Below are 15,341 nucleotides of genomic sequence, written 5' to 3' on the forward strand. Positions count from 1 at the left end.
CTGTCCTGCCCATCCGCCCCCGTATATGTCCGAAAACATTTACTCGCCCCAGCAGCAGCACCTGCTGCTGCTCTCATGCCTGCTGGGGCTGGCGGGGCTGATTTTGTTTGGGCTGGGCGGCTACGTAACGGGGTTCTTGGGGGCCGGCATTCTGTTTGTGGTGCTGCGGCCGTGGTTTGAGGCGCTGGTGCACCGCCGCGGCTGGAACCGCCAGCTCGTGACGCTGGCCCTGCTCACGTTTGCGCTGGTGGTCATCATCCTGCCTTTCACTGCCCTCACGCTGCTGCTCGTAAACCGCATCCGGCACTACGCCCAAGATACCAGCCAGATAATGGGCCTGCTGCACGCCATCGAGCACCGCACGGGCTACACCTTCACCAACGAGCAAAGCATCCGGGGCATCGTGCAGCAGGGCGTGGCCTGGCTCAGCCGGCAGCTGCCGGTGCTGGCCACCGGCCTGCTCGACTTTACGGTGGTCATTGGGCTGATGCTCTTCACCTTGTACTTCATGTTCATGGGCGAAGAGCGGTTTTTGCGGGGCCTGCGCCGCTACCTGCCCTTCCGCGACGGCACCGTGGAGGAGCTGGGCGAATCGCTGCGCAACAACGTGAACGCCAACGTAATAGGCTCAGCCGTAATTTCACTGGTGCAGGCGGTGCTCACCGGCCTCACCCTCTGGATTTTTAGCGTGCCCGATGCCGTTTTTTGGGGCGTGGTAGCTTTTTTTATGGCCTTCGTGCCGGTGCTGGGCACGCCGCTGGTGTGGGGGCCGGCCGCGCTGTTCAAGTTTACGCAGGGCGCCATCAGCCAGGGCGTGGGCATTCTGCTCGTCGGCGTCATCGTCGTGATGAACATCGACAACCTCCTGCGCATGGTGCTGGCCAAGCGCATCGGCGACATTCACCCGCTGGTGACGCTGGCCGGCGTGGTGCTGGGGGTGGAGATTTTCGGCATCATGGGGCTGGTGCTCGGGCCCCTGCTCCTCTCCTACTTCCTGGTGTTGATGAAGGTGTTTGAGCGCGAAAACCGCTCCCGTCATCCGGCCGGCCCCCTGGATTTGTGAGGCTGCAATTGAGCTGAGCAACCGGTGGAGGCGCTGCTGGCCAAACCCGGTCAGCTCACCCAGCAGCGCCCCAAACAGTTACTCGCTTACATCACCTACCCAGTTGGCATTATCAATCCGCCGGCTTGCCCGCATCCGCGGCATGCTGCGCATCAGCATGTAAGCGACCAGGCCGCTCACGGCCACCAGCGGCACCACCGAGCTGCGGATTGGCCGAAAGTTCGTGCGCCCGTCTTTCATTTCAATATAGCCCACGGGGTTTATGGTAGCGCCGCCGCCCCCGCCCGTGCCGGCCTCGGATTTGGCATTGGTGCCGCTGCCGCCGCCAAAGCCATAATAGGCCCGGGCCACGGGAATGACCGTGACGCCGTTCCGCTCCACGGGCGTGCCATACACGGCTTCGGTCCGGACGGAATGGCTGAGCACTTGCGCCAGGCGCTCGGCAAGCGAGGGCGCACCTGTGGTGGTTATTTCATTAGGATTCATAACAATAGAGCAATAAAGATTGAGGGTATAAATAGCACACGGCCGCATAGCCCGGCAGCGGGTTGCTACCGGGCTATGCGGCCGCCTATCTGGGCAAAATGGTATCGAGGCTGAATTGAGCCATTTCGGAACGCACCGCCGCCCAAATCAGGGCATGGTGGGCAGCACGAGGACGGGGATGGGGCTGCGGCGGAGCAGCTCGGCCGTGACGGAGCGGTGGAACACGCCGCCGAGCAGCGTGTGCGGCCGGGCCGGCACGACCAGCAGCTCGGCCCCGAGCTCGGCGCAGGCCCGCAGCACGCCCGGGGCCGGCGCCTCCTCGGGCACCTCGTACACGTCGCTGCCCGTCAGCCCCCCGAACAGGCCCGTGCGCCCCACCGCCAGCAGGGCCGCGTCGAGCGGGGCCGGCCCGCGGCCCGGGCTGGCGTGCACGAGCGTGGTCTTGGCCTGCAGGGCCTGCAGCAGCGGGGCCAGGGCCAGCGACGGGGCCGTGAGCCAGAAGCTCTGCTCGTCGGCGGCCACCACCACGCGCCGGGGCAGGCCGGCGCCGGTCCAGGTTTCGGGCACGAGCAGCAGCGGGTAGCGGGCCTGGCGCAGCGCGGGCAGGGCCAGGTTGGCCACCAGCCGGTCCAGGGCCGTGTGCGGCGCCTCGCGCCCCGCTGCCAGCAGCAGCGGGTGGTACTGGGATATTACCTGCTGCAGGGCCACCTCCAGCGTTTCCTCCGACATTTCGGCCTTGCCCGGCACCGGCAGCTGCTGGGCCCGCTGCACGAGCTCGGACATGGCCTGCTGGCGGTTGGCCTCGAGGGCGGGCACGGCCATCATGGCCGCTTCCGGCTCCAGCAAGGGGTCGTGGTAGACGTGCAGCAGCACCACCTGCCCGCCCATCAGGGTGGCCAGGCGCGCGGTGTAGGTTGAGGCCGCTTCGGCAGCGGCCGACAAATCGGTCAGCACTACAAAGGTCGGTTCCATACAAAAGAAGGTTGTCCGGACTTGCCCGGCCCTGGTGATGAAAAATCTTGCATACTCACGCCCCAGGCGCGGCGCGTCCCGATGATTCGAATGCAGCAGTTGGCCGATGGCTATTTGTTTTTCGACCCGCTTTTGATGGGAATTTGATGCTGCGACGGCCTGCGCCCATCCTTGGGCACCTCCACGTGCAGCACCCCGTTGTCGAAAGTCGCCTGGATTTTGTTGGCGTCCCCAGCGTTTGGCAACTGGAAAGTGCGCATAAACGAGCCATAGCCGTTTTCCACTACGTGGTACTGGTGCTCGTTGCGCTCATTCTCAAACTTGCGCTCGCCCGAAATTGTGAGCACGCCTTGGTCAAAGTCAACCTTGATGTCTTCCTGCTTGAGGCCAGGCAGGGCGGCGTCAATGTTGTAGCTTTTCTCCGTTTCGTAGGTGTCGACCTTGGGCGAGAACGTGACGCCCATTCCCAAAGTGGGCCCATTTTCGAAAAAGAAACGGTCGAGCATGGTGCCGAGGCGGGTTGGCATCACGTCAAAAAACGAGTTTTGATAACGCTGAATGTTGCTCATGGCGCTGAAAGAAAAAAGGATGGAAGGACTCGGATAGGAAATAAAAATTATAAGATTAGGCCTTGGGCTTTTCCAGCAAGTGGTCGGGCTGCATGGAGAGGTCGCCGCCGCGCGAGGCTCCCGCGGGCCGCCCCTGCTGCGAGCGGCCCGGCCCCATCAGCGGCTGCGTCATGGTGCGCAGACGGTTAGCCAGCTTGCTGCGCGTTTGTTGGCCCGGGGAGGGCGCCCAGAGTACCCCCGCCAGTATGCCGGCAGCCGAAGCGGCCCCAAATGCGAGCAGCGCCGACACCGATAGTTTGTTGGCGGATAGTCGGTCGGCGGCTTTCCGGGAGGTGTTCCGGGAGTTGTTTTTTGAGGTGTTCATGGCTCGTGAAGAAAGAAAAGGGCGAAATGTGAAAGTGAGAAGTGCATAAGCCAGCCTTGGCCCCAACGCGGCAAGGCCCTGACTTACAAATTGATGTTGAGCAAGCACTATTAAGAAAACCGCACCCGGCCAGCCGGGCAGGCCGTTTATTTCTGCAAAGGCGGGTGGTGCGTGCTCAGTCCCAGCACGGCATAAATGGGGCTAAACCCCGTGGCCCCCGTAAGCAGCAGCACGAGGGGTGCCACCATCCAAGCCAGCAGCACCGGGCCGCTGAATCCCCGCGTGAGCAGCACACTCGCCACCACGGCCGCCAGCAGTATGCGTAGCAGCCGGTCATTAAATCCCACATTCTGAGGCATCACTGGCAAGTAGTTGAGAAGTTGATGACGTATCAAATTTCTTATTTACAAGTCACTAATTCCATGATGATTATCAAGCCCCAAGATGACTTGTCTCATGGAATACAAGCGATAATCAGCCGCTTATTAAGGGGGAGCTCAGCGGTAAAATACCATTTGGTTCAGCTTGGCCTACACCGTGGGCCAGAGCCGAATGTCGTCGGAACCGTGCTGGGTCCCCACCCGCTGCTGGGGCGCGGGGGCCGGCGCTTTGGCGGGCACCACCAGCACCGGCACGGGGCTGTGCTTGATTACCTGCGCCGTCACGCTCTTGTGAAACAGCTCGCCGAGGTAGCTGCGGGTGCGGGCCAATACCACCACCAGGTCGGCCTTGGTGTCCCGAACGGCGGCGAGCACGCCCTCGGCCGGCAGCTCGGCCTGGTAGCCGCGCAGGGTGGGCACGGGCAGGCCGCTGGTAAGGCCGCTGTGCTGCACGGCGTGCAGGGCGCGGGCGCAGCTGGCGTCGTCCTCCAGGGGCGTTACGTGGGCCACGGTGAGCTCGGCCCGGAGGCCGGTGAGCAGCCGGTGCACCGCGTCGTGGGTATCGCCCAGCGCAAAATCTTCGTCGTCGGCCGCGATGAGCACGCGCTGGGGCACCGCCGGCACTGGCGCCCCCAGCGGCACCAGCAGCATGGGCAGCTGCACCACGCGCAGCAGCTCCATGGCCACGGGGCTGAGGTGCTCGAAGCTGATTTTTTCGGGGCCGGGCCGGCCCAACACGAACAGGGCCGGCTGGTGCTTCTTGGCCAGGTCGCGGGCCAGGTCCGGCAGCAGGTCGGTGACCATCTCCAGGGTGGCCGGCGAGTGGAGCTGCTGCACCCGGCGGTCGAGCAGGGCTTTGGTGTCGACTTCCTGCTTAAGCTCCTGCTGGTGCCAGGCTTCGCCCGCAAAGATGTAGGGGTCAAAAAACGAGACCCGTTTGGCGTGCAGCAGCAGCAGCCGGCCGTGCACGGCGTGGCTCAGCGCATCGGCATACTCCAGCGCCTGCTGCGATGCCGGGTAAAAGCTGGTCAGGACGACGAACGTAAGTTTCATAACGAGAAGAAAGGAAGTGAGGCTGGCAAGAAGCCGAACACCCGCGCCAGGAGGCGAAGTCGGCTCTCGTGGTAAGAGCGTTGGGCTTTTAGTCCAGGGCGGGCATCAGGAGCACTGGCAGGGGGCTGTCGCTGATGAGCTGGGCCGTGGTGCTGTGGTGAAACAGCCGGCCCAGCAAGCTGTGCCGCCGGGCAATGACCACCAGCAGGTCGGCTTCCACTTCGGCGGCGCCCTGCAGAATCCCGTCCGGAATGCTGGGGCTGGACACGACGTGCGGCTGTCCGGCCATGGCCTGGCTGGGTACCAGGCCGCTCATGCGCACCGACTCCCGGGCCCGCGGCCCGGCCATGGCCCCCGTATCGGGCTGGCTCGTGACGGTGAGCAGGGTGAGCGAGGCCTGCAAGCCGCTGAGCAGGTGCTGCACGATACTGTGGGCTTCGTAGAGCGTGAAGTCATCGCCATCGACGGCCAGCGCCAGTTTGCGCGGCGGAAACGCGCCCCCTACGGTGGGCACCACCAGCAGCGGGAAGGGCACGTGGTGCAGCAGGTCGCGCGCGGCGGCGCGCACCACGTCGGCGGGGGTAGTGGCCGCGCCGGGGCGGCCCAGTACCACCAGCTGCGGGTGGTAGTGCCGCACGGCGTCGGCCACGGCTTCGGGCAGGATTTCTTCCGATACCTCCACTTCGGTGGGTACGGGTTGACTGTCGGCCAGCTTGTGGAGCCCGGCCAGGGTTTCCCGCTCGCCGCTGAGCGTGTAGCGGTTGGCGTATTCCTCGGGCGAGAGTAGCTCGTCGTGCCGCACGTGCAGAAGCACCAGCGGCGCCTTGAGCGGCACAGCCAGCCCCGCCGCATACGAGAGGGCCCGGTTGGTGACCGCAAAGAAGTCGGTCAGGACGACGAAGGCGGGGCTCAGGCTCATGGCAAGGGAGAAAAAGGGATTTAGAACGACCCGGCGTAGGTATCCATCTCCACCGGGGTGCGGGCCAGGCCGGCCGCTTCGGTGAGCGTATCACCGAGCAGGGCACTTGCTTCCGTCTTGAGTTGGGCCACCGCGTAGCCGGACGGCCGTTCTCGCCGGCTCAAGCGGAGCGTAGGCCACGTGGTGCGCGCCGCGGGCCGCTGGGAGGAAGGAAAGGAATTGCTTTTAAACACTGGGCTATTCATAATGAAACTGTTACGGTCCTGTTTAAAGGGTATTCAGGACTTATTAAGATTTGTGAGAAACCCAGGGCCGGCGCCACGCACCGGCCTCGGGCGTTGGGCGGGTCATCGGTCAGAGGTGGGCGGGCAGCAGGGCGCAGGGCGCTGCTAATCAGCACCGAGGCGCCAGCCATCCCCCGGTTTACAGGCTCCCGAAGGGTGAAGAGTTTGCTGAGCCATCCAAACTTGGGGTACCCGCGCCCAACTAGCTTGGGTGGGAAGTGCTGCGCACCCGCGCCCCCAGCATGGCCAGGGAAACCACGGCCAGGTACACAAGGGCCAGCGGTACCAGCGCCAGCCAAAACGATGTAGTAACCATGACGAGTAAGCGAATAAGTGATGCCAGAACCGCTGACTCGGCAAGTAATTAATTCAGGATTTTACACATACAAAAATGCATTTTGAACCTGTTCCCTGCCTTGACTACTATCATCCCCCGCCTTGATTTTTCTCATCCTCCGCCCGCGTATGCCCCGCCGGTCTTTGTGTGGCGCACTTGCGCGCCCGAGGCCGCCCGGCCAGCAGCCCGCTTCCGAAGCCGGAACGCGGGCTTGGCTCCTGAACTCCGCGCCATGTCTCCTTCGCTCCCCGAACCGCTGCCCTTGCCAGTCCTGAGCGTTGGGCTCAGCGCCGCCGAAGTCTAGCAGCAGCGCGCCCGCTACGGCCCCAATATCCTAACCCCAGCCAACCAGCACCGGCTGCTGACCATCATCCGCAGCATCGTGGTCGAGCCCATGTTTGTGGTGCTGGTCCTCACGGCGGGCGTCTATTTCAAAATTGGGAGCTACACCGAAGCGTGGGTGCTGCTGGGCCGGTGCACGTCATTTCCCTCGAGCTGCTCATGGGCCCCACCTGCTCCATCGTCTTTGAGAATAAGACCATCGAGGCGGGCACCATGCAGCGCCCGCCCCGCCCGGCCACTACTTCCTTTCTGCAGCTTAAAGAGTTGGCCCTGAGCATTGGCCAGGGGCTGGTTGTAGCGGCCGGCGTGCTGGGCATGGCCGGCTACGCCCTGGCGCAGGGCTATTCCGAGCCCCTGACGCGCGCCCTGACCTTCACCACCCTTGTGCTGGCCAATGTGCTGCTTACCCTGGTCAGCCGGTCCCGGCAGCACACGCTGCTTACCACCCTGCGCTACCACAACCCGCTGCTGCCCGCCATGGTGGGCCTCACCCTGCTGCTACTGGCCCTGTACCTTTACGTGCCCGCGTTGCAGCATCTATTTCAGCTGCAGCCGCTCACCTGGCCGCAGCTGGCGGCCTGCGCCGGGGTGGCGGCCCTGAGGACGGGGTGGCGGCCCTGAGGACGGGGTGGTTTGAAGGATACAAAGCGCTGACCCGAAGCGCCATGGCCCGAAACCCTGCGCCGGCGCGCGGGGTGACGGTTGGTATTGGCTGAATGCCCAGTTCGGGGCAAAAACCTTGATTTTTTAGCTCAATTTCAAACCCTTACATCGGCGAACCGGCTTTTGCTGGAGCCGGAAACAGGGCCCGGCGCAGGGTCGCGTCGCAGCCATACGGGTCCGCATAGAATTTTAGCGCTCCCGCCTCGGCTCCGCAGGTGGCGTAGCGTACGTACAGCGGCATGGGGTGGCGCAGGATGTAGTCTTTGAATGGCAGCTGCCCCCGCAAAGGCGTCCTCACTGGGCAGCCGCACCGGGCGCCCGTCGCGCCGCAGGAGGTACTTGGCCAGCTGCAGGGGCCTTTCCAGCCGGATGCAGCCGTGGCTGCTCAGCGCCCGGCCGGGCTGCGTAAAGAGCTCCCGATAGGGCGTGTCGTGCAGGTAGATGGAGTATGGGTAATCGAACCGAAAAACGATGTTGCCGGCACCCGGCCTACAGCGTCTCCATGGAAACGTCTGCCATTCTATTTTCAACGGCCAGCTTTAAACTGCATTCCGCCCAATTGGCCTCGGTGGGCCGGGTCCAGGTGGGGAGCAGCAGCACCGGAATGCACAGGTGGTAGGGATTGGCCCGGGTGGCGTTGGGGTTGAAAAACTGGTGCAACAGCTCGCCGGCCGAGCTGGCTATTACCAGCAGCTCGGCTGAATGCTGCGAGCAATACCCGCTGATGCCCTCCAAGGCGTCTTCCTGGGGCAGCATGTGCACGGCGGCGCTGGGCAGGTGGGCGTGGGCATTCAGCAGCGCTTTTTTCAACGACCCGAGGCACATGCTGTCGTCGGGCTGAAACTGCACCAGGTCGAAGTGCGCGCTGGTGGTGCGGGCCAGGCAGGGCAGCCAGGCCAGCCGCTGCCCCTGGAAGTGCGCAAAATTGCCGGCTACCACCACGTAGGTGGGCAGCTCGTGGTGGCCGGGCGGCACGATGAGCACGGGGCAGCTCAATTGGTCGGGCAGCAGCGTCACGGCGTCGCCGGCGGCAGTGGAGGCGGTGCCTTTGGTCAGGTTCAGGCCGGTCACCAGCAGGTCGGCCTTGTAGCCGGTCACCAGCGCCTCCAGGGCATCGGGAATGGGGCCGGTGGCCAAGTGGTACCAGTAATTGATGCGCCGGCCGCTCTGGCGGGCCAGCTGCTGGTAGCGCAGGCGCTCGGCCAGCGCTTCGAGGCGGCGCAGGCGGGCCGCGCGCAGCTCAGGCGGCGGTTCGTCGGCCGAGCCATTGTCTACCAGCACGATTCTGGCGGGCAGGCGCGCGGCCAGGCTGTTGGCATACACCAAGGCATTTTCGGACGGCTCCGTGAAGTCGATGGGAACGAGAATGGTTTTCATGGTGGCGGAAAAGCAGGAAGAGCGTTCAATGAGGACAGGGCGTTGGAGTGAAGGGCCGCAAAGGCGCGGAAGCTTAGCAGCTGGCCGGCCACCACGGGACTACGGCAGAGCGGTTTGCGAATGGAGCCGAAGCGGCCGGACGGCCCGCCCGGGGCCGGCTTACCCACAAAAGGTCAGTGGTTCGGCTGTCCAATAATTGCTGCCAGGGGCAGCCTCCCGGCCCTATGCCTCGGGGTAGAGCCGAGGCTGGCCAGCAGCCACCGCACAGGTGGCATAGCGCACGTGCAAGGGCATAGAATGCCTCAGGTGTAAACTGCGGAATTCGGGGGCTGGTTCACCCTTGGCTATAGCGGGCATGGTAGCCTGCGCACTGTCGGGCCTTAGCAGCAACGCTGCCAGGCGCATGGGGCGCTGCTGGTAGATACAAGCTTTTTTCGGGGAGCAGGCGGGCCATTCAAAACCCTTGGAATCAATGGCATCGCAAAAGGACAATCCGCGAGCTGAGAAGGCACGGGCCGTGGCCTGCGCGCAGGACCGGCGTGGCCGGGTGGCAAAGCGGCAAGCCACGCGCCACTGCGGCGCCTCGCTCTCGGACGCAATCTGGCGGCTGAGCGGGGGCGCAGGTCGGCAGGGGTGCCCAATGATGAGGCGGTGGGTAGACTGGCAGCGCAGCAACGCCACCTTTAAGCCGACAGTCGCCAGGGCAGGTGTGGTTGCCCCAGCCGTTTCCGGCGGATAGGCACTGAGCGCCTGGCCGCTCCGGGGCCTCACCTCTGGGGTGTTCCTCGGCAGCAGTGCTAGTAAGCTCGACCAACCAAACAGTGACATAAACCGCGCTAAAACGATGGAATCGCACCCGGGCCTCGGCAGTACCAGTGAAAGACGCGAGCAGAATCTAACAGGTTGCGGCCCAGTTTATGGCCATGGCCAGCTGCCTCGCAGGCCGGCCATTTATTCGGCGCCCGTTCGGGTCTAGGGGCTCACCTTGCTCAGCAGCGTCGAGGCCAGGCCATCTTCGGCCGGGAGGCCCTGCTGCCGCCACAGCTCCACGCCCTGGCGCACGAGCACGCAGGCCGGCAGCTCGTCGAGCCCGAAGCTGCGCACCACGGCCGGGTGGTTGGCCTCATCGATGGTAAGCACCCGAATGGAGCTACCCAGCTGGTCTTGCAGGCTGCGCAGCGCGGCCCTAATGCCGGGCTCGACGGGGGCTTGAGTGGTAGAATCCGGTGGCAAAAGCACCAGCAACACGGCTGTACCCAGCAGCACAGGTGAGGTTGAGACAGGAACCATCAGGGATGCGAGTGAGTAGAAGTCAATTAGTAAGTCGGATTGTTGTTGTAAAATTACTTTTCGGTCCCGCGGCCTCCCCATGATGTTTCTCATGCGGACGCTTGACCTTCATCATCCGCTAGCGCACGGGCAACTCCCACGATTGGGCGCGGGTGGGCCGGGCGCCGCTGTTTTGCTTTTCCCTATGCCGCACGACCCTTTTGCGCGGGCGCTAGCCGATATTCTGCTCAACCAGGCCTCCGAATTTGTGGGGGTTTATGATGTTGAGCTGGACTGGTTTACCCAGGTCAACCCGGCGGGGTACCGGCTGCTGGGCTACCCATCGGCGCAGGCCCTCTACGACGACCCCGACCGCACTCTGCGCCTGCGCCCCCAGGGCGAAAGCGACGCCGACCACCCCACCGCCGGCCACCGGGAATTTGAGGCCGTGCTGCGCCGCCAAACCGGCGACACGTTCTGGGCCCGGGTGGAGCTGACGGGCTTTTTCATCGAAGGCAAGCTGTACTTTTTAGTGAGAATCAGCGACATCGACCGCCTGCACCAGGCCGAGCACAACCTGGCGCAAAGCGTGAGCCGCTTCGAGGCGGTGGTGGCCAACGCCACCATCGGCATCATTGTGTGCGACGGCGCGGGCGCCATCGTATCGGCCAACCAGATGGCCCACCAGCAGTTTGGCTACGCCGAGGGCGAGCTGGCCCACCACAAGATTGACCAGCTGGTGCCCATGGTCCCGGGCCGCCGGCACGACCGGCTGCGGGCGTCGTTCAACGCCCAGCCATCGGTGCGGGCCATGGGCGCCCACCGCGGCAACCTGCAGGGCCTGCGCAAAGACGGCTCGGTCTTTCCGGTCGAAGTGAGCTTGAGCTATTTCCACCTCGACGACGAGCTTTATGTGGTGTCCTACAGCGTCGACATCACCCAGAAAAAGGAAGCCGAGCGCGAGCTCATTGCCCAGCGCCAGCGGGTGGAGCGCCTCAACGCCGAGCTCGAGCAGAAGGTGGCCGAGCGCACGCACGCGCTGCTCAGCACGCTCGAGCAGCTGGAGCAGCGCAAAGACGAGCTGGCCAAGGCCCTGGCGGCCGAGCAGGAATTGGGCGAGCTCAAGTCGCGCTTCGTGAGCATGGCCTCGCACGAGTTTCGCACGCCGCTCACGGCGGTGCTTTCCTCCGCTGCCCTTATCGAGAAGTACCCCGAGGCCGGGCAGCAGGCCCAGCGCCAGCGCCACCTCGAGCGCATCCGCCAGTCTGTGAATCACCTCAACGACATTCTGGAGGAGTTTCTTTCCGTGGGGCGCATCGAAGAAGGCAACATCCTGGCCCGGCCCGCCGAGCTCAGCATCCTGGAATTACTCACGAGCACCGTGGCCGATGTGCAGGCCCTGATGAAGCCCGGCCAAGCCATCGAGCAGGACGTGGACTGCCCCGAAACGGTGTGGCTCGACCCCTCGCTGCTGCGCAAAATCCTGGTCAACCTGCTTTCCAACGCCTTAAAGTATTCCGGAGAGAATGCCCGGGTGCGGGTGCGGGCCCACTGCGAGGCGGGCGTGCTCACGCTCACGGTGGAAGACCAGGGCGTGGGCATTTCGGCCGAAGACCAGGAGCACTTGTTCGAGCGTTTCTTCCGGGCCCGCAACGTTACCAACGTGCCCGGCACCGGCCTGGGCCTGTACATCATTGCCAAATACCTGGAGCTGATGAACGGCACCATTTCCCTGCACAGCACCCTCGGCGTGGGCACTACCGTCACCGTCACCATCCCCTACCAAACGCACGCCGCCGAATGAAAACCATTCTTTTGATTGAAGACAACGACTTCATTCGCGAAAACACCGCCGAGCTGCTCGCCCTGGCGGGCTACACGGTGCTCACGGCCGAAAACGGCAAAGTAGGCGTGGGAAAAGCCTTGGCAACCAAACCCGACCTGGTGGTGTGCGACATCATGATGCCGGTGCTCGACGGCTACGGCGTGCTCCACATCTTCAACCAAAACCCCCAGCTGGCCGGCGTGCCTTTCATCTTCCTCACGGCCAAAACCGAGCGCTCCGACCTGCGCCGCGGCATGGAGCTGGGCGCCGACGACTACCTGACCAAGCCCTTTTCCGAAATTGAGCTGCTCAGCGCCATCAGCGGGCGCCTGGCGCGCTTCGCCACCCTGCGCCCCGAATACGACCTGCAGGCCGATGGCCTCAACGAGTTTCTGCACGATGCCCAGCAGGTGGGCAACCTCGAAAGCCTATCGGCCGACCGCAAGCCCCACCCCGTGCCCCGCAAGCAGGTAGTGTACGCCGAGGGCGACGAGGCCACCCGGCTGTACTTCGTGCAAAGCGGCCGGGTGAAAACCAGCAAGAACACGGCCGCCGGCAAGGAGCTCATCACGGGCCTGTACCAGGCCGGCGAGTTCTTCGGCTACAAAGCCCTGCTCGAAGGCACTGTCCACCACGACACCGCCACCGCCGTGGAAGACGCCGTGCTGCTTTACATTCCGGCCGATGACTTCACGCAGCTGCTGAATCGCAACGCCGAAGTGAGCCAGCAGTTTGTGCGCTTGCTGGCTGGCCGCGTGCGCGAGCAGGAAGAGCTGCTGCTCGACATGGCCTACAACTCGCTGCGCAAGCGCGTGGCCGACACGCTCCTGCGCCTCCACGCCCAGCAGCTCGCCCTCGACCCCACCGACCCACGCCTGCCCCTCTCGCGCGACGACATGGCCGCCCTCATCGGCACCGCCCCGGAGTCGTTGAGCCGCACGCTGAGCGAGTTCCGCCAGGCCGGCATCCTGGAGCTGAATCCGCGCTTCATCCGGGTGCTGCAGCCCGAGAAGCTCCGGCGCACCAACTGGTAGCCGGGCTTGGGTGCGAGCCGCTTGCGTGGTGGAGTGCTCGGGCTGCTCAGTGCCCTGCTCCTGCTTCCTGCCTTCTGGCTGCTCACACCTCGCGCCCCCCAGTCAGCTCAACTTAATCGGGCTGCCTTACTTTAGGCCCCTACATTCCTTATACCTCCCTCACGAATGAAAACGCTAGCTGACATGGTATTGCTCGGTGACCCACGCCTGTACGAGGCGTGTGCGCCAGTGGTGGAAGCCGACCTGCCGCACCTCGCCGGGTGGGTGGCCGACCTGCACAACGTGATGAGCGAAGTGCGGGCCCGGTACCACTTCGGGCGCGGCATCGCCGCCCCGCAGCTGGGCATCATGAAACGCCTCGTGTACCTCAACCTCGACCGCCCGATGGTGCTCATCAATCCCGAGCTGACCGACCACAGCGAGGCCATGTTTGAGCTGTGGGACGACTGCATGAGCTTCCCCAATCTGCTGGTGCGGGTGCTGCGCCACCAGGCCGTGACGGTTCGCTACCTCGACGAGCACTGGCAGCCGCAAGTCTGGCCGGTGCAGGACGCGCTGTCCGAGCTGCTCCAGCACGAATGCGACCACCTCGACGGCGTACTGTGCACCATGCGCGCCATCGACCAGCAGTCGTTTCGGTGGAAGCCCTGATTTGCTCAAAGCACTTACCCGAAGCATCGGTACAGATGAGCCCAATGGCATTGCGCTGCCCAATGGCGGCTGCATAGCTGCGTGGTGACGAAAAAATAAGATTTTCTTCGCTGCCAAGGACATTCTCCCACTTAAAATTCTCTTTACTATATTCTTGTATCTAACAACGTAAGCAAGGGGATTGATAGTGTCCCTAACCATTTGATGGCGTGGAAGCTTGTTACCTATAGCACTGGCCATCTATAAATATCCGCGTTATCAGAGTATTATTTGGCCCTGAGCCAAGGCAAATAAGCAGCCTCAACAATAGAATATTTTTTGTAAAACTTTGATATTTTTTATGGTTTTTCTCTTTATATTAGCACCGGCAACAAATGGCTTCTAAGACGCTATCTACCCATAAGCTGTTACGGCTTAGCTTGTGAGCCCACATACGTGGAAAATACCGGGATATTGATATTTGGTGAAACACTACAAGCTCCTTACAACGAACCTTTAGGGACCTACTGCTAGTCCGATAGCGCAAGTATTCGCTATCCCGAATAGCCCCACGCCTATTTTCTGGTCTACTGGCGCGACGGCGCGAGCTCATCCGACGTCGGCTCAATTTCCTCGCAGGAAGTTGCTACCCGCTGCTGTGCCAAACCGGGCCCGGTTACACAGCTACCCATGCCCTGTCAATTACCGGGTCTGCCGCGCTGCGGCGCTAGTATCACCCGGTCTCACAGCCCGATGGCTGTCGTGCGGCCCTGTATAAAAATGGAACCTTAAATCATCCTTGCCTATGAGGAAGTGGCCTTTGTGTGCCTGATTGGGATGCCTATAAGTCAGTTTAATATCGTCGATTATTAACCCATCGTAGCCCAATTTCGCCTAAGGCCTTATTATCAATCTGTATACCAACGATTTTCTGCCTGATGGTAGAGCCTTTGCCCTACCGCGACACTTTAAATCATTATTCATTTTTCTTTAACACCTATCGCCATGAAAACCAATATTTCATCCTTTGTCCTCTTCATAATTGCACTGTTCAATTTCAGTGTTGTACAGGCACAAAAAGCTAACCCTCACTTTCAAAAAAAAGAACCAGGCACTTATACCTCAGGTCCTATCCAGCAAGGCAATAACCAAGACTATCAAGTATGTGCACACGGGACAGTTTATGGCCTTGGTAATGTTAGCTCGGTTTTGGCATCTATAGAAGTAGTGAGTGGAAATGCCACAGTGTATTGCTATAATCAAGGTAATCCTGACCATCCAATACCCGGGCAGACGAATACAAATTACTCATCTCAACCTACACCTATTCCTGTGACGAATGGCCATGCCTCGCTTGAAGGGTTATGTGTGCTCATTACTGGTTCTTGCCAAGGCGGTGGCAATGGATGGCACTATGAAGTCACTAATTTCACACCTACAGCTGTATATGCTGTAATCAATGGTACTCGCCTTCTATTAACACCAGAAGCTCAATAATAGCTTTTAAAGTAATTTGACAGTCACACCTTTCAAAACATCTTATAAAAAGGCCAGATTAGGCATCGGCATTTTATAGGATAGTTTGAAAGGTGTGATAAACCTCAATGTAATAAAGCTTAAATGGTAATATTTTAAAGTTAGGGGCACTAATAATATGTTGTCAAAGCCAAGACTAACCAAGTCACCATAATGTGGAAAGCTTTTTACATTAAAAAGATATCAATAAATCTGTTATTGGCTTTATGCTTTTGCAGTTCCTATACTTGTTTGGGAC

The 15,341-nt window shown here is 61.9% G+C and carries 18 protein-coding genes and 1 pseudogene; 7 read left to right on the forward strand and 12 right to left on the reverse strand.

The annotated features are described in order from the left end of the window. The first annotated feature begins 25 nt into the window (after positions 1-25). Positions 26-1,063 carry an AI-2E family transporter gene (locus tag AUC43_RS17695; protein ID WP_068196754.1) on the forward strand — a complete coding sequence of 346 codons (1,038 nt, stop codon included), beginning with the start codon at positions 26-28 and terminating at the stop codon, positions 1,061-1,063. Positions 1,064-1,141: 78 nt separating this feature from the next. Here the strand turns inward: AUC43_RS17695 and AUC43_RS17700 are convergent, their stop codons facing one another. From AUC43_RS17700 to AUC43_RS17735, 8 genes are all read right to left on the reverse strand, one after another. Next, positions 1,142-1,549 (reverse strand): spore germination protein GerW family protein, encoded by a 408-nt coding sequence (locus AUC43_RS17700; protein ID WP_068196756.1) that lies wholly within the window; start codon positions 1,547-1,549, stop codon positions 1,142-1,144. Between the two features lie 147 nt (positions 1,550-1,696). Next, entirely contained in the window at positions 1,697-2,521 is an 825-nt protein-coding gene (locus AUC43_RS17705; RefSeq protein ID WP_068196758.1) for a universal stress protein, read from the reverse strand. A 110-nt stretch (positions 2,522-2,631) separates the two neighbouring features. Next, on the reverse strand, positions 2,632-3,090 hold the full coding sequence (locus AUC43_RS17710) for an Hsp20/alpha crystallin family protein (protein ID WP_082685184.1): 459 nt from the start codon (positions 3,088-3,090) through the stop codon (positions 2,632-2,634). Between the two features lie 55 nt (positions 3,091-3,145). Continuing rightward, complete coding sequence (locus tag AUC43_RS17715) at positions 3,146-3,454, reverse strand: YtxH domain-containing protein (RefSeq protein ID WP_068196761.1); 309 nt, start codon at positions 3,452-3,454, stop codon at positions 3,146-3,148. A 146-nt stretch (positions 3,455-3,600) separates the two neighbouring features. Further along, complete coding sequence (locus tag AUC43_RS17720) at positions 3,601-3,813, reverse strand: YgaP family membrane protein (RefSeq protein ID WP_068196764.1); 213 nt, start codon at positions 3,811-3,813, stop codon at positions 3,601-3,603. Positions 3,814-3,984: 171 nt separating this feature from the next. After that, the gene (locus tag AUC43_RS17725) at positions 3,985-4,887 is read right to left on the reverse strand and encodes a universal stress protein (RefSeq protein WP_068196766.1); all 903 of its coding nucleotides are present in this window, start codon (positions 4,885-4,887) and stop codon (positions 3,985-3,987) included. Between the two features lie 88 nt (positions 4,888-4,975). Then, the gene (locus AUC43_RS17730) at positions 4,976-5,806 is read right to left on the reverse strand and encodes a universal stress protein (RefSeq protein WP_068196768.1); all 831 of its coding nucleotides are present in this window, start codon (positions 5,804-5,806) and stop codon (positions 4,976-4,978) included. Positions 5,807-5,826: 20 nt separating this feature from the next. Next, complete coding sequence (locus AUC43_RS17735; RefSeq protein ID WP_199243470.1) at positions 5,827-5,970, reverse strand: hypothetical protein; 144 nt, start codon at positions 5,968-5,970, stop codon at positions 5,827-5,829. Positions 5,971-6,506: 536 nt separating this feature from the next. On the opposite strand from AUC43_RS17735, the gene AUC43_RS21100 reads away from it, so the two are divergent. Both AUC43_RS21100 and AUC43_RS17740 read left to right on the forward strand, forming a co-directional pair. After that, positions 6,507-6,731, forward strand: a complete 225-nt coding sequence (locus AUC43_RS21100; protein WP_157781154.1) for a hypothetical protein — start codon at positions 6,507-6,509, stop codon at positions 6,729-6,731. A gap of 170 nt (positions 6,732-6,901) precedes the next feature. Beyond that, positions 6,902-7,390 (forward strand): cation transporting ATPase C-terminal domain-containing protein, encoded by a 489-nt coding sequence (locus AUC43_RS17740; RefSeq protein WP_157781155.1) that lies wholly within the window; start codon positions 6,902-6,904, stop codon positions 7,388-7,390. Positions 7,391-7,535: 145 nt separating this feature from the next. Here the strand turns inward: AUC43_RS17740 and AUC43_RS21645 are convergent, their stop codons facing one another. The 4 genes and pseudogenes from AUC43_RS21645 to AUC43_RS17760 form a co-directional block, all read right to left on the reverse strand. Continuing rightward, positions 7,536-7,673 (reverse strand): hypothetical protein, encoded by a 138-nt coding sequence (locus tag AUC43_RS21645; protein WP_233254176.1) that lies wholly within the window; start codon positions 7,671-7,673, stop codon positions 7,536-7,538. Positions 7,674-7,764: 91 nt separating this feature from the next. Next, positions 7,765-7,962, reverse strand: a pseudogene (locus AUC43_RS21740) (L,D-transpeptidase family protein); the annotation flags it as partial. Next, on the reverse strand, positions 7,922-8,809 hold the full coding sequence (locus AUC43_RS17750; RefSeq protein ID WP_068196778.1) for a universal stress protein: 888 nt from the start codon (positions 8,807-8,809) through the stop codon (positions 7,922-7,924). The pseudogene AUC43_RS21740 and the gene AUC43_RS17750, both read right to left, overlap by 41 nt. Before the next feature lie 972 nt (positions 8,810-9,781). Further along, positions 9,782-10,099, reverse strand: coding sequence for a hypothetical protein (locus tag AUC43_RS17760; RefSeq protein WP_068196786.1), 318 nt, complete (start codon positions 10,097-10,099; stop codon positions 9,782-9,784). 184 nt (positions 10,100-10,283) lie between these two features. Here AUC43_RS17760 and AUC43_RS17765 point away from each other — a divergent pair, with 184 nt between their 5' ends. The 4 genes from AUC43_RS17765 to AUC43_RS21105 all read left to right on the forward strand — a co-directional run bounded on the left by AUC43_RS17765 (position 10,284) and on the right by AUC43_RS21105 (position 15,064). Then, a complete protein-coding gene (locus tag AUC43_RS17765; RefSeq protein ID WP_068196789.1) occupies positions 10,284-11,882 on the forward strand; it encodes a sensor histidine kinase in 1,599 nt (532 codons plus the stop codon). Then, positions 11,879-12,937: a response regulator gene (locus AUC43_RS17770; RefSeq protein WP_068196792.1), complete on the forward strand. Its 1,059-nt coding sequence runs from the start codon at positions 11,879-11,881 to the stop codon at positions 12,935-12,937. Before AUC43_RS17765 ends, AUC43_RS17770 begins: the two co-directional genes overlap by 4 nt. 165 nt (positions 12,938-13,102) lie before the next feature. Continuing rightward, complete coding sequence (locus tag AUC43_RS17775; RefSeq protein ID WP_068196795.1) at positions 13,103-13,588, forward strand: peptide deformylase; 486 nt, start codon at positions 13,103-13,105, stop codon at positions 13,586-13,588. A 984-nt stretch (positions 13,589-14,572) separates the two neighbouring features. Then, on the forward strand, positions 14,573-15,064 hold the full coding sequence (locus AUC43_RS21105; RefSeq protein WP_157781156.1) for a hypothetical protein: 492 nt from the start codon (positions 14,573-14,575) through the stop codon (positions 15,062-15,064). Positions 15,065-15,341: the final 277 nt, after the last annotated feature.

The sequence above is a fragment of the Hymenobacter sedentarius genome (assembly GCF_001507645.1).
Lineage (GTDB): Bacteria > Bacteroidota > Bacteroidia > Cytophagales > Hymenobacteraceae > Hymenobacter > Hymenobacter sedentarius.

Bases quoted from the DNA above. Each gene is read 5' to 3' on its own strand.
- AUC43_RS17695 (WP_068196754.1), top strand. From the start codon at position 26: ATGTCCGAAAACATTTACTCGCCCCAGCAGCAGCACCTGCTGCTGCTC.
- AUC43_RS17700 (WP_068196756.1), bottom strand. From the start codon at position 1,549: ATGAATCCTAATGAAATAACCACCACAGGTGCGCCCTCGCTTGCCGAG.
- AUC43_RS17705 (WP_068196758.1), bottom strand. From the start codon at position 2,521: ATGGAACCGACCTTTGTAGTGCTGACCGATTTGTCGGCCGCTGCCGAA.
- AUC43_RS17710 (WP_082685184.1), bottom strand. From the start codon at position 3,090: ATGAGCAACATTCAGCGTTATCAAAACTCGTTTTTTGACGTGATGCCA.
- AUC43_RS17715 (WP_068196761.1), bottom strand. From the start codon at position 3,454: ATGAACACCTCAAAAAACAACTCCCGGAACACCTCCCGGAAAGCCGCC.
- AUC43_RS17720 (WP_068196764.1), bottom strand. From the start codon at position 3,813: ATGCCTCAGAATGTGGGATTTAATGACCGGCTGCTACGCATACTGCTG.
- AUC43_RS17725 (WP_068196766.1), bottom strand. From the start codon at position 4,887: ATGAAACTTACGTTCGTCGTCCTGACCAGCTTTTACCCGGCATCGCAG.
- AUC43_RS17730 (WP_068196768.1), bottom strand. From the start codon at position 5,806: ATGAGCCTGAGCCCCGCCTTCGTCGTCCTGACCGACTTCTTTGCGGTC.
- AUC43_RS21645 (WP_233254176.1), bottom strand. From the start codon at position 7,673: ATGCCGCTGTACGTACGCTACGCCACCTGCGGAGCCGAGGCGGGAGCG.
- AUC43_RS17750 (WP_068196778.1), bottom strand. From the start codon at position 8,809: ATGAAAACCATTCTCGTTCCCATCGACTTCACGGAGCCGTCCGAAAAT.
- AUC43_RS17760 (WP_068196786.1), bottom strand. From the start codon at position 10,099: ATGGTTCCTGTCTCAACCTCACCTGTGCTGCTGGGTACAGCCGTGTTG.
- AUC43_RS17765 (WP_068196789.1), top strand. From the start codon at position 10,284: ATGCCGCACGACCCTTTTGCGCGGGCGCTAGCCGATATTCTGCTCAAC.
- AUC43_RS17770 (WP_068196792.1), top strand. From the start codon at position 11,879: ATGAAAACCATTCTTTTGATTGAAGACAACGACTTCATTCGCGAAAAC.
- AUC43_RS17775 (WP_068196795.1), top strand. From the start codon at position 13,103: ATGAAAACGCTAGCTGACATGGTATTGCTCGGTGACCCACGCCTGTAC.
- AUC43_RS21105 (WP_157781156.1), top strand. From the start codon at position 14,573: ATGAAAACCAATATTTCATCCTTTGTCCTCTTCATAATTGCACTGTTC.